The organism is Pseudomonas iranensis, from assembly GCF_014268585.2.
GTDB lineage: Bacteria > Pseudomonadota > Gammaproteobacteria > Pseudomonadales > Pseudomonadaceae > Aquipseudomonas > Aquipseudomonas iranensis.
In genome coordinates, this window is record NZ_CP077092.1 from 991,876 (window position 1) to 1,005,217 (window position 13,342).

The 13,342-nt window shown below is 59.2% G+C and carries 9 protein-coding genes and 1 rRNA gene; 3 read left to right on the plus strand and 7 right to left on the minus strand.

Annotated features, from left to right (window positions below; translation table 11 throughout):
• Positions 1-71: 71 nt before the first annotated feature.
• From HU724_RS04315 to HU724_RS04345, 7 genes are all read right to left on the minus strand, one after another.
• On the minus strand, positions 72-998 hold the full coding sequence (locus HU724_RS04315; RefSeq protein ID WP_186569823.1) for an ABC transporter permease: 927 nt from the start codon (positions 996-998) through the stop codon (positions 72-74).
• On the minus strand, positions 998-2,104 hold the full coding sequence (locus HU724_RS04320; RefSeq protein WP_186569824.1) for an ABC transporter permease: 1,107 nt from the start codon (positions 2,102-2,104) through the stop codon (positions 998-1,000). The genes HU724_RS04315 and HU724_RS04320 overlap by 1 nt, the downstream gene beginning before the upstream one ends.
• A gap of 12 nt (positions 2,105-2,116) precedes the next feature.
• Positions 2,117-3,664: an ABC transporter ATP-binding protein gene (locus HU724_RS04325; protein WP_186569825.1), complete on the minus strand. Its 1,548-nt coding sequence runs from the start codon at positions 3,662-3,664 to the stop codon at positions 2,117-2,119.
• Positions 3,665-4,276: 612 nt separating this feature from the next.
• On the minus strand, positions 4,277-4,858 hold the full coding sequence (locus HU724_RS04330; protein WP_071174321.1) for an IMPACT family protein: 582 nt from the start codon (positions 4,856-4,858) through the stop codon (positions 4,277-4,279).
• 7 nt (positions 4,859-4,865) lie between these two features.
• Entirely contained in the window at positions 4,866-5,516 is a 651-nt protein-coding gene (locus tag HU724_RS04335) for a TetR/AcrR family transcriptional regulator (protein ID WP_016771809.1), read from the minus strand.
• An 88-nt stretch (positions 5,517-5,604) separates the two neighbouring features.
• Complete coding sequence (locus HU724_RS04340; protein WP_041479656.1) at positions 5,605-6,993, minus strand: uracil-xanthine permease family protein; 1,389 nt, start codon at positions 6,991-6,993, stop codon at positions 5,605-5,607.
• A 115-nt stretch (positions 6,994-7,108) separates the two neighbouring features.
• Positions 7,109-8,029, minus strand: a complete 921-nt coding sequence (locus HU724_RS04345) for a LysR family transcriptional regulator (RefSeq protein WP_016771807.1) — start codon at positions 8,027-8,029, stop codon at positions 7,109-7,111.
• Between the two features lie 137 nt (positions 8,030-8,166).
• Here HU724_RS04345 and aptA point away from each other — a divergent pair, with 137 nt between their 5' ends.
• The 3 genes from aptA to HU724_RS04360 all read left to right on the plus strand — a co-directional run bounded on the left by aptA (position 8,167) and on the right by HU724_RS04360 (position 13,252).
• Positions 8,167-9,516, plus strand: a complete 1,350-nt coding sequence (gene aptA / locus HU724_RS04350; RefSeq protein ID WP_016771806.1) for an omega-aminotransferase AptA — start codon at positions 8,167-8,169, stop codon at positions 9,514-9,516.
• 76 nt (positions 9,517-9,592) lie between these two features.
• On the plus strand, positions 9,593-11,086 hold the full coding sequence (locus HU724_RS04355; RefSeq protein ID WP_024011478.1) for a CoA-acylating methylmalonate-semialdehyde dehydrogenase: 1,494 nt from the start codon (positions 9,593-9,595) through the stop codon (positions 11,084-11,086).
• 629 nt (positions 11,087-11,715) lie between these two features.
• Positions 11,716-13,252, plus strand: a 16S ribosomal RNA gene (locus tag HU724_RS04360).
• The last annotated feature ends 90 nt before the right edge of the window (positions 13,253-13,342 follow it).

Here is a 13,342-nt window from a genome sequence, read left to right on the forward strand (position 1 = left end):
ACAAATGTTGTAGATGACCCGGACCTTGTGGGAGCTGGCTTGCCAGCGATGGGGACATTGAGGTCAATGCATCAATGTCCCGATTGCCACGGCTGCCCCAACGAAACCGGCGCATACAACCGAGTGCGCACGGCATCGCGGGACAGCAGCACCAGCACCAAAATCGTCGCCACATACGGCAGCATCGCCAGCAGGCTCGAAGGAATCGCCAGTCCCAATCCCTGTGCCACCAAGTGCAGGATGCTGGCGAGGCCGAACAGATACGCCCCAAGCAACAACCGCCACACCCGCCAACTGGCAAACACCACCAGCGCCAGGGCAATCCAGCCGCGCCCGGCGGTCATGTTTTCCGCCCACATCGGCGTGTAGGCCAGCGACAGATACGCCCCGGCCAGTCCGGCCATTGCTCCGCCGAACAACACCGCCAAGGTGCGTACGGTCAGCACCGGCAAGCCCATGGCGCTGGCCGCATCCGGGTTTTCACCGACCGCTTGAATGATCAGGCCGACACGACTTTTGATGATCACCCACGCCACCAGCGCAAACAGGGCGAACGACAGATACACCAGCAGATCCTGGGCAAACAGCATCCGCCCGATCAGCGGGATCTCACTCAGATACGGAGTCGCCAGAGGCTCGAAACCTGCCAGCGGCTTACCCACCCAGGCCGCGCCGACAAATGTCGACAGGCCCACGCCGAAGATCGTCAGGGCCAAACCGGTGGCCACCTGATTGGCGTTGAACACCAGCGCGACCAGGGCGAACAGTGACGACAACAACATCCCGGCCAGCATCGCCAGCAGCACACCCAGCCACAGGTTGCCGCTGTTCAGCGCGACGATAAAACCGATCACCGCACCGAACAGCATCATGCCTTCCTGGCCGAGGTTGAGGACGCCGCTTTTCTCGCAGATCAACTCACCCAATGCCACCAGCAGCAGCGGCGTGCCGCAGCGGACCATCGCGTAGAAAATATTGCTCAACAGATCGATATCCATCACAGCGCTCCGGCGGTTACGACAGGGGGCGAGGCGCGCCGGGTCCAGCGCAGTTTCAGGCGTGGCCGATAGACAATCAGCACGTCACAGGCGAGCAGGAAAAACAGCATCATGCCCTGGAACAATTGGGTGATCGCTTGCGGCAGATTGAGCGACATCTGCGCGCTCTCGCCGCCGATGTACAGCAGCGCCATCAGCAGACTGGAGAACAGAATGCCAAGCGGATTCAGCCGTCCGAGGAACGCCACGGTGATCGCTGCGTAGCCATAGCCCGGCGACACTTGGGGCACCAATTGGCCGATCGGCCCGGTCACTTCGCAGACCCCGGCGAGCCCGGCCAGACCACCGCTGATCAACAGCGCCAGCCAGATCAGGCGCTTCTCGCGAAAGCCGACGAAACCTGCCGCACGCTTGTCCAGCCCGAGCACTTTGATCTGGAAGCCGATGAAGCTTTTCTGCAACAACACCCACACCGCAACCAGCGCGAGCAGGGCGAAATACACGCCGGCATGCACGCGGCCGTCCTCCAGCAGCAGCGGCAAACGACTGGCGTCGCCGAACATGGCCGACTCGGGGAAATTGAAGCCCGCCGGATCCTTCAACGGCCCGTGCACGCAGAACAGCAGCAGGTTCAGCGCGATGTAATTGAGCATGATGCTGGTAAGGATTTCGTTGGCGTTGAAGCGCGTGCGCAGCCATGCGGTGAGTCCGGCCCATGCGGCGCCCGCCAGCGTCCCGGTCAGCAGAATCAGCACCAGCGCCCAGCGACTTTGCATACCAATAATGTTCACCGCCAGAGCACTGCCGGCCAGGGCGCCAAGTAGAAGTTGGCCTTCGGCGCCGATATTCCAGATTCGCGCCTGATAGGCCACGGCCAGGCCGAGTGCGCAGAGCAGAATCGGCAGCGCCTTGACCAGCAATTCAGATACGCCATACAGATCGCTGACCGGTGCGATCAGCAGCGTGTGCAAGGTTTGCAGTGGGTCGTGGCCCAGTGCGATGAACAACAGCGAGCCGCAGCCGAGGGTCAGCGCCGCCGCCAATAACGGCGAGCACCACAGCATCAGGCGCGATTGCTGGCCACGGGGTTCGAGGAAAAGCAGCATGTTGAAACTCCGTTAAACCGAGGCGGTGCGAGGTGAGTGATCGAACTGGCCGGCCATCCACGCGCCGACATCGCTCAGTTGTGTAGCGCCAGTATCTTGCAGCGCCGACAGACGCCCGCCGCACAGCGCGCCGAGGCGATCGCTGATCTGGAACAGCTCATCGAGGTCTTCGGAAATCACCAGAATCGCCGCGCCGGCATCGCGCAGGGCGATCAAGGCGCGATGGATGGTCGCGGCGGCACCGACGTCGACACCCCAGGTCGGGTGCGCGGCGATCAGCAGTTTCGGTTGCTGAAGAATTTCCCGGCCGAGGATGAATTTCTGCAAGTTGCCGCCGGACAGGCTGCGCGCAGCGGTTTGCGTGTCCGGGGTCTTCACGCCGAAACGCTGAATGATCTGTTGCGCGAGGGCTTCGACTTTGCCGCGTTGAATCAACCCGTGGCTGACCAGTCCTTGCTGAAAAGCACTGAGCAGGGCGTTATCGGCCAGACTCAACTCCGGCACCGCGCCGTGGCCGAGGCGTTCGGCCGGCACGAAGGCCAAACCCAGTTTGCGCCGCGCATCCGGGCGCAGGTCAGCGACGTTCCTATCTGCGAAGCGCAGGGTCGCCGCTTGCGCACGAGGCAAGGGCTGCTCGCCGCTGAGCAGGGCGAGCAATTCATCCTGACCATTGCCCGCGACCCCGGCGATGCCGACGATTTCACCACTGCGCACTTGCAGGTCGATGTCTGTCAGCGAGCGGCCGAACGGGTCCGGGTTGTGCCAGCTCAAACCCTGCACTTGCAGAAACGCCGTGCCACCACTGACTTTCGGATACTCGCCAATCAATGCCGCCGCTTCACCGACCATCATTTGCGCCAGTTGCTGGTCCGAACATTCGGCGGGCACGCAATGCCCGGCAACCCGGCCGCCGCGCAGCACCGTGGCGCTATGGCACAAGGCGCGCACTTCACCGAGCTTGTGGCTGATAAACAGAATGCTGCAGCCCTCATCGGCGAGGCGACGCAGGGTGATGAACAATTCGTCCGCCTCTTGCGGCGTCAGTACTGAGGTCGGCTCGTCGAGAATCAGCAGGCGGATGTCCTGCATCAGGCAACGAATGATTTCCACCCGCTGGCGCTCGCCGATCGACAGGCTGTGGACAAGTCGCTCCGGCTCCAGCGCCATGCCGTAACGCCGCGAGACTTCGCGAATCTTCGGCTCCAGTTGCTTTGGCGTGCCGGCCGCCGCGCCCATCGCCAGGGCAATGTTCTGCGCCACGCTGAGGGTTTCGAACAGGGAGAAATGCTGGAACACCATGCCAATGCCCAACTGCCGCGCCTGCGCCGGATTGCGCATCTGCACGCGCTGCCCCTCCCAGAGCATTTCACCGCTGTCGCACTGGGTGACCCCGTAAATGATCTTCATCAACGTACTTTTGCCCGCGCCGTTTTCACCGAGCAGGGCATGGATCTCACCCGGCGCGATGCTCAGGTCGATGGCGTCGTTGGCCAGACAACCGGGGTAGCGTTTGCTGATCTGGCGCAGTTGCAGGCGCGGCGGGGAAGGGGCGATGGACATGACAGGCTCGACTGACTTGGAGTTGTGCCTGTGGATAAAGCAATTTCCTGGCCATTGAGTCAGGAACGCTTGCGGAGCCAGTCCGCAAGTGCCGACAGCAGCGCATCGGCGGGCATTTTGTCTTTCTCTCGAGCACCAATTCAGCGCAAAGCCATTGAACAGGCTCCAGTTTTGCCCGCTTGCAGTTGGTTAAAAAACGAGCAACTGCCTGGGAGCCAGACAGATCCAGCGGCTGCGGCGGTCATGAACGGCTTATCCACAGGTTGCTCCACAGTAATTGTGCGCAAGCGCCGAGGCCGGGCATAAGCACTGCGATGCTTTGTTCTAATGGTGATAAACGAAGGTAACTGTTTGTTTTTTCGCTGGATTTCCCTTTCATCGGGTCATTTGAACGAAAATTGAACAAATCGCGCAAAGCCGCATGACAGAAGGGTTACAGCGGTGTGTGCTCAGGTTATCCACAGTCGGGTGCACAGCAGGTGTGGGCAAGTCGGCGGAAACTGGAATGCACGGAGTGCCCCAAAAAGATCGCAGCGTTCCGCAGCTCCTACAATTGGAATGTGATCCCCCTGTAGGAGCTGCCGAAGGCTGCGATCTTTTGATCTTCCACTCTCAACGCTGCAACAAAATCCGCCCACGGCTCAGATCCGCCAACTGACTCTGCAACACGTCGATCTGCGCTTCCCCCACCGCCAGCTTCAACTCAACGCCATTGGCCGTGAAGTTCTCCTCCACCACCAATCCACCGAGATCGGCCACGCGCAACTTCACCAGCGCCAACTCGGCAAATCCACAGGCGCAACTCAGCGGTACGCGGCTGATCAGCTCGATTTTGTCCGCCGCTTGCAGGCACTTGTTGGCGCCACCGCCATAGGCTCGGGCCAAACCGCCGGTGCCCAGTTGAATGCCGCCGTACCAGCGAATCACCAGCACCGCGACCTGATCGCAGTCCTGCGCCTCGATCGCCGCCAGGATAGGGCGCCCGGCCGTGCCGCCCGGCTCGCCGTCGTCAGTGCTGCGGTATTGCGCGCCGAGTTTCCACGCCCAGCAATTGTGCGTGGCATTCAAATCGCTGTGCTGCTCGAAAAACGCCTGCGCATCGGCAGGGCTGCTGATCGGCGTCGCCAGAGTGATGAAGCGGCTTTTGCGAATCTCTTCGCGGTACTCGCAAAAACCGCTGAGGGTGAAAGGCATAAACGTCTTATAGAGAAGGAGTGAGGCCGCAGCCTTTGAGAATGATGCGGATCAGGTTGTTGCCGGCGTCTTCCATGTCTTGCTTGGTCAACTTGCTGCGCCCGGTGACGCGGCAGATCTGCGTGGCGAAGTCGGCGTAATGCTGGGTGCTGCCCCACAGCAGGAAAATCAGGTGCACCGGATCGACCGGGTCCATTTTGCCCGCATCGATCCACGCCTGAAACACCGCCGCGCGCCCGGTGAACCAGGTGCGGTAATCCTGATTGAAATATTCGCTCAGGCATTCGCCGCCGCTGATCACTTCCATGGCGAAGATCCGCGAAGCCTGTGGCTGGCGTCGGGAGAATTCCATCTTCGCGCGGATGTAGCGGGTCAGCGCTTCGGCCGGGTCATCCTCGGCAGTGAGGGTGTTGAAGGTGCTGTCCCACAACTCGATGATGTTGCTCAGCACCGCCACATACAAACCGAGCTTGTTGGTGAAGTAGTAATGCAGGTTGGCCTTGGGCAGCCCGGCATTCTGCGCGATGGTGTTCATGCTGGTGCCTTTGAACCCGTGACGGGCGAACTCGTCTTCGGCGGCTTTGAGAATGGTCTCTTCGTTCTTCTGACGAATGCGGCTGGCGGGTTTGCCGCCGTGGGCTGGGACTTCAAAGGTCATAGGCACTTCCGGGATTGTCTGTGGGTGCAACCAGTTGCGTTGATAGCGCACCCACAGGCATCCGACAAGTCCTGGCGCGGAAAAACAGTTACGCCTGTTCGATCTTGTTCAATGACGCGGGGCTTTTTGTCTCGGCGGTTTTGCCTTCCGGCAACAACAGACACAGGACGATTGCCGTCAGCCCGCCGCTGGTGATCGCCGAGTCGAACAGGTTCTGCACCAGTTTCGGCAGCAGGTGCAGCAGGTTCGGTTGCGCGGCGATACCGAGGCCGACGCCGAACGAAGTGGCGATGATCAACATGCTGCGCCGGTCCAGCGGCGACTGCGCGAGAATGCGCACGCCCGCCGCCGCCACAGCGCCGAACATCACCAGCGTTGCGCCGCCCAGCACCGGTTTCGGAATCTGTTGCAGCACCGCACCGATCATCGGGAACAGGCCGAGGCAGAACAGGATCGCGCCGATGTACAGGCCGACGTAGCGGCTGGCAACGCCGGTCAATTGGATCACGCCGTTGTTCTGCGCGAACGTTGTGTTGGGGAAGGCGCTGAAGGTCGCCGCGATCATGCAGCTCACGCCATCACCGAGCACGCCACCGCGCAAGCGGCTTATATAAGAAGGGCCGCTGATCGGTTGGCGGGCAAGCATGCAATTGGCGGTGAGGTCGCCGACGGTTTCGATGGTGCTGATCAGGTAAATCAGCGCGACCGGCAGGAAAGCGGTCCAGTCGAAGTTGAATCCGAACTTGAACGGCGTAGGAAAACTCACCAGCGGCAAGTCAGGCAACGGCTGCGGGACCAGTTTCCCGCTGAACCACGCCGCGAGGCTGCCGAGCACCAGTCCGATGATGATCGCCGACAGTCGCACCCACGGCGTATTCGAGCGGTTGAGCAGAATGATTGTCAGCAGCACGAACACGCCCAAGGCCAGATTGCCCGGCGCGCCGAAGTCCGGGGCATTGAAGCCGCCACCCAGATCGGTGATGCCGACCTTGATCAGGCTGATGCCGATCAGCGTGATGACGATGCCGGTCACCAGCGGTGTCACCACGCGGCGCAACTGACCGATGAAACGGCTGAGCACGATCTGCACGATTGCGCCGAAAAAGCACACGCCGAAAATCATCGCCAGAATATCTTCCGGGCTGCCGCCGCGCTGCTTGACCAGAAACCCGGCCGACAGCACCGCACCGAGAAACGCGAAACTGGTGCCTTGCAGACAGATCATCCCCGCGCCAATGCCGAACGGTCGCCGCGCCTGGATAAAAGTACCGACGCCCGAGACCATCAGCGCCATGCTGATCAGGTACGGTAGATGCGCGGTCAGCCCGAGCGCGGAACCGATCACCAGTGGCGGGGTGATGATGCCGACGAAACTGGCGAGCACGTGTTGCAGCGCGGCGAGAATGGCGGCGAGTGGTTTGGGGCGGTCGTTGAGGCCGTAGATCAGTTCACTGGACGAGTCGGAATCTGGCTGCATGGCTTTGGCTTCTTGAAGGAGAGTTATCCCTTCTCTGCAAAAACCTGTCCACTTGCTCAGGTTATTCCTGGGTTCTTTCGATGAGGCCCAGCCGGGCTGGGCTCTGCGCGCTTATCTATCGCGTCGCGGCCAGACTCTCCAGGAAACTTTCCAGCACCAAATGAGGGCGCCGCCCCTTGCGCGTGACCGATGCCAGACTCAAATCGTAAAAACGCGTGCCGGCCTTGAGCGCACGCAAGCGCCCCTGCTGTACCCAAAGGTTGGCGTAGTGATCCGGCAGGTAACCGATGTAGCGCCCGGTCAGAATCAGAAACGCCATGCCTTCACGGTCAGAGGCACTGGCGGTGCAATTGAGCGCCTGATAATGCGCCTGAATCTCCGCCGGCAAACGAAAGGTTGGCGCAATCGCGTCCTGACTGTCGAGGCGTTGATCATCGAGTTGCTTGTCGTCGACATAAAACAGCGGATGACCCACCGCGCAATACAGCAGCGAACGCTCGCTGTACAACGGCTGATATTCCAGTCCCGACAATGCGCTGGCCTGCGGCACCACGCCGACATGCAGACGCCCGTCGAGCACGCCTTGCTCGACTTCATTCGGCGCAATCATGCGGATCTGAATCTGCACATCCGGCCCGCGTTCTTTTAACTGCGCGAGGGCGTGGGTGATGCGCATGTGCGGCAGGGTGACGAGGTTATCGGTCAGGCCGATGATCAGCTCGCCGCGCAGGTGTTGGTGCAGACCGTTGACCTCGGTGCGAAAACTCTCCAATGCACTCAACAGCTGTAGTGCCGACTGATACACCTCACGACCTTCCTCGGTCAGGGAAAAACCGGCCCGGCCACGCTGACACAAGCGCAAGCCGAGGCGCTGCTCCAGATCGCTCATCTGCTGGCTGATCGCCGAGCGCCCGATGCCAAGCACGGTTTCCGCTGCGGAGAAGCCGCCACATTCCACGACACTGCGAAAAATCCGCAGCAGGCGAATATCAAAATCACTGACCTGGGCTAATGGATCGGCGCGGCGGCTGCTCATTTTTTGTTCTCTTTGTTTAGCAATGATCTAACTGAAGGTTAGAAGAGTTGAATTTCACCGACTTTATCGCCGTGGCAATTTAGCTGCAACAACGCTTTTTATCTCCCTGACGCTTATGCCCTGCGAGGTTTTGCCCGATGAACATGCCTGAAAACGCGCCGTCGCCACTGGCCAGCCAACTGAAGCTGGACGCGCACTGGATGCCGTACACCGCCAACCGCAACTTTCAGCGCGACCCGCGTCTGATCGTCGGCGCTGAAGGCAGCTGGCTGTTCGATGACAAGGGCCGCAAGATCTACGACTCGCTGTCCGGTCTGTGGACCTGCGGCGCCGGGCACACCCGCAAGGAAATTCAGGAAGCCGTTGCGAAACAGCTGGGCACCCTCGATTACTCGCCGGGCTTCCAGTACGGCCATCCGTTGTCGTTCCAGTTGGCTGAGAAAATCACCGAATTGACCCCGGGCAATCTGAACCATGTGTTCTTCACCGACTCCGGTTCCGAGTGCGCTGACACCGCGGTGAAAATGGTCCGTGCCTACTGGCGCCTGAAAGGCCAGGCGACCAAGACCAAAATGATCGGCCGTGCCCGTGGCTACCACGGCGTGAACATCGCCGGCACCAGCCTCGGCGGCGTCAACGGCAACCGCAAGCTGTTCGGCCAGGCGATGATGGACGTCGATCACCTGCCGCACACACTGCTGGCGAGCAATGCCTTTTCCCGTGGCATGCCGGAGCAGGGCGGTATTGCTTTGGCCGATGAACTGCTCAAGTTGATCGAACTGCACGACGCTTCCAACATCGCTGCGGTGTTCGTTGAACCGATGGCCGGCTCTGCCGGGGTACTGGTTCCGCCGCAGGGTTACCTCAAGCGTCTGCGCGAGATCTGCGATCAGCACAACATCCTGCTGGTGTTTGACGAAGTGATCACTGGCTTCGGTCGCACCGGTTCGATGTTCGGCGCCGAGAGCTTCGGCGTGACCCCGGACCTGATGTGCATCGCCAAGCAAGTCACCAACGGCGCCATCCCGATGGGCGCGGTGATTGCCAGCTCCGAGATCTACCAGACCTTCATGAACCAGCCGACGCCGGAATATGCCGTGGAATTCCCTCACGGCTACACCTATTCGGCGCACCCGGTAGCCTGTGCCGCCGGCCTCGCAGCACTCGATCTGCTGCAAAAGGAAAACCTGGTGCAGAGCGTCGCCGAAGTCGCGCCGCATTTTGAAAACGCGCTGCACGGCCTGAAAGGCTCGAAGAACGTGATCGACATCCGCAACTACGGCTTGGCCGGCGCGATCCAGATTGCCGGGCGTGACGGTGATGCCATCGTGCGTCCTTTCGAAGCGGGCATGGCCTTGTGGAAAGCCGGGTTCTACGTGCGCTTCGGCGGCGACACCCTGCAGTTCGGCCCAACCTTCAACAGCAAGCCGCAAGACCTCGATCGTCTGTTCGACGCGGTCGGCGAAGTGCTGAACAAGCTCGACTGATTTTTCCTTCTATATAGCTATGTAATTAGCAGGCGTCTGTAGTGGGCGTCTGCGCACAAGAATTCAGGAGTGTTCGATGAGCGTTATCCCGCATTTGATCAATGGCGAACTGGTAACCGAAACCGGTCGCGCGGTAGATGTGTTCAACCCGTCTACCGGCCAGGCAATTCACAAACTGCCATTGGCCAGCCAGGCCACCATTCAGAAAGCCATCGATGCCGCCAAGGCTGCGTTTCCTGCGTGGCGTAATACGCCACCGGCCAAACGCGCCCAGGTGATGTTCCGTTTCAAGCAATTGCTGGAGCAGAACGAAGCGCGCATCTCGCAGCTGATCAGCGAAGAGCACGGCAAGACCCTGGAAGACGCTGCCGGTGAATTGAAGCGCGGTATCGAGAACGTCGAGTTCGCCTGCGCCGCCCCGGAAATCCTCAAGGGCGAGTACAGCCGCAACGTCGGCCCGAACATCGACGCCTGGTCGGACTTCCAGCCGTTGGGGATTGTGGCCGGTATCACCCCGTTCAACTTCCCGGCCATGGTGCCGCTGTGGATGTACCCGCTGGCGATCGTCTGCGGCAATTGCTTCATCCTCAAGCCATCCGAGCGCGATCCAAGCTCGACGCTGCTGATCGCTCAACTGCTGCTGGAAGCCGGGCTGCCGAAAGGCGTGATGAGTGTGGTCCATGGTGACAAGACGGCGGTGGACGCGTTGATCGAAGCGCCGGAAGTCAAAGCGCTGAGCTTCGTCGGTTCGACGCCGATTGCCGAATACATTTACGCCGAAGGCACCAAGCGCGGCAAACGCGTTCAGGCACTGGGCGGCGCGAAGAACCACGCGGTACTGATGCCGGATGCCGATCTGGACAATGCGGTCAGTGCACTGATGGGCGCGGCCTATGGTTCCTGCGGCGAACGCTGCATGGCCATCTCGGTGGCCGTGTGTGTTGGCGACCAGGTCGCGGACGCGCTGGTGGCGAAACTGGTTCCACAGATCAAGGCGCTGAAAATCGGCGCGGGTACCTCGTGCGGTCTGGACATGGGGCCGTTGGTTACCGGTCAGGCGCGTGACAAGGTCAGCGGTTATGTAGACGACGGTGTGGCGGCGGGCGCGACCCTGGTGGTCGATGGTCGTGGTTTGAGCGTTGCCGGGCATGAAGAAGGCTTCTTCCTCGGTGGCTGCCTGTTCGACAACGTCACTCCAGAGATGCGCATCTATAAAGAAGAGATCTTCGGGCCGGTGCTGTGCGTGGTGCGGGTGAACAGCCTGGAAGAGGCGATGCAACTGATCAATGATCACGAATACGGCAACGGCACCTGCATCTTCACCCGTGACGGCGAAGCGGCGCGGCTGTTCTGTGACGAGATCGAAGTCGGCATGGTCGGCGTCAACGTGCCGTTGCCGGTGCCGGTGGCTTATCACAGCTTCGGCGGCTGGAAGCGTTCGCTGTTTGGCGACCTGCATGCGTATGGCCCGGATGGCGTGCGCTTCTATACTCGTCGCAAGGCGATCACCCAGCGCTGGCCGCAGCGTGCAAGCCATGAAGCTTCGCAGTTCGCATTCCCTAGCTTATAAGTAGCTGGATGTGCAGAAGGCCGACCTTCCAGGTCGGCCTTCGCATTTTCGGGGCTTTTTGACCGATATGACAGAAATATGAAAATAGGTGTTGACGGCAGATTCCAGAGGTCTATAATTCGCCCCACTTCCGGCGCAGTCGAAACGGAAAACTCCTTGAGATTCAAAGAGTTGCGCAGTTTTCGACAGCGACTTGCTTCAGATCATCGAAGCCTGGAAGGAGTTGAAAGAGCAGTGATGCGTGGCTCTTTTAACGGTTCGATCTTCTCGGTCGAAAGCGGAGAAAAAGAGGTGTTGACAGCAGCGATTAACGCTGTAGAATTCGCCTCCCGCTAACGAGAGATCGGAAGCGCAAGTGGTTGAAGTTGTTGAAGAATTCTTCGAAAACTTCTGAAAATAATCACTTGACAGCAAATGAGGCTGCTGTAGAATGCGCGCCTCGGTTGAGACGAAAGATCTTAACCAACCGCTCTTTAACAACTGAATCAAGCAATTCGTGTGGGTGCTTGTGCAGTCAGACTGATAGTCAACAAGATTATCAGCATCACAAGTTACTCCGCGAGAAATCAAAGATGTAACCAACGATTGCTGAGCCAAGTTTAGGGTTTCTTAAAAACCCAAAGATGTTTGAACTGAAGAGTTTGATCATGGCTCAGATTGAACGCTGGCGGCAGGCCTAACACATGCAAGTCGAGCGGATGAAAGGAGCTTGCTCCTGGATTCAGCGGCGGACGGGTGAGTAATGCCTAGGAATCTGCCTGGTAGTGGGGGACAACGTTTCGAAAGGAACGCTAATACCGCATACGTCCTACGGGAGAAAGCAGGGGACCTTCGGGCCTTGCGCTATCAGATGAGCCTAGGTCGGATTAGCTAGTTGGTGAGGTAATGGCTCACCAAGGCGACGATCCGTAACTGGTCTGAGAGGATGATCAGTCACACTGGAACTGAGACACGGTCCAGACTCCTACGGGAGGCAGCAGTGGGGAATATTGGACAATGGGCGAAAGCCTGATCCAGCCATGCCGCGTGTGTGAAGAAGGTCTTCGGATTGTAAAGCACTTTAAGTTGGGAGGAAGGGTTGTAGATTAATACTCTGCAATTTTGACGTTACCGACAGAATAAGCACCGGCTAACTCTGTGCCAGCAGCCGCGGTAATACAGAGGGTGCAAGCGTTAATCGGAATTACTGGGCGTAAAGCGCGCGTAGGTGGTTTGTTAAGTTGGATGTGAAATCCCCGGGCTCAACCTGGGAACTGCATCCAAAACTGGCAAGCTAGAGTATGGTAGAGGGTGGTGGAATTTCCTGTGTAGCGGTGAAATGCGTAGATATAGGAAGGAACACCAGTGGCGAAGGCGACCACCTGGACTGATACTGACACTGAGGTGCGAAAGCGTGGGGAGCAAACAGGATTAGATACCCTGGTAGTCCACGCCGTAAACGATGTCAACTAGCCGTTGGGAGCCTTGAGCTCTTAGTGGCGCAGCTAACGCATTAAGTTGACCGCCTGGGGAGTACGGCCGCAAGGTTAAAACTCAAATGAATTGACGGGGGCCCGCACAAGCGGTGGAGCATGTGGTTTAATTCGAAGCAACGCGAAGAACCTTACCAGGCCTTGACATCCAATGAACTTTCCAGAGATGGATTGGTGCCTTCGGGAACATTGAGACAGGTGCTGCATGGCTGTCGTCAGCTCGTGTCGTGAGATGTTGGGTTAAGTCCCGTAACGAGCGCAACCCTTGTCCTTAGTTACCAGCACGTAATGGTGGGCACTCTAAGGAGACTGCCGGTGACAAACCGGAGGAAGGTGGGGATGACGTCAAGTCATCATGGCCCTTACGGCCTGGGCTACACACGTGCTACAATGGTCGGTACAAAGGGTTGCCAAGCCGCGAGGTGGAGCTAATCCCATAAAACCGATCGTAGTCCGGATCGCAGTCTGCAACTCGACTGCGTGAAGTCGGAATCGCTAGTAATCGCGAATCAGAATGTCGCGGTGAATACGTTCCCGGGCCTTGTACACACCGCCCGTCACACCATGGGAGTGGGTTGCACCAGAAGTAGCTAGTCTAACCTTCGGGAGGACGGTTACCACGGTGTGATTCATGACTGGGGTGAAGTCGTAACAAGGTAGCCGTAGGGGAACCTGCGGCTGGATCACCTCCTTAATCGACGACATCAGCTGCTGCATGAGCTCCCACACGAATTGCTTGATTCATTGAAGAAGACGATAGAAGCAGCTTTAAGCTCCAAGCTGA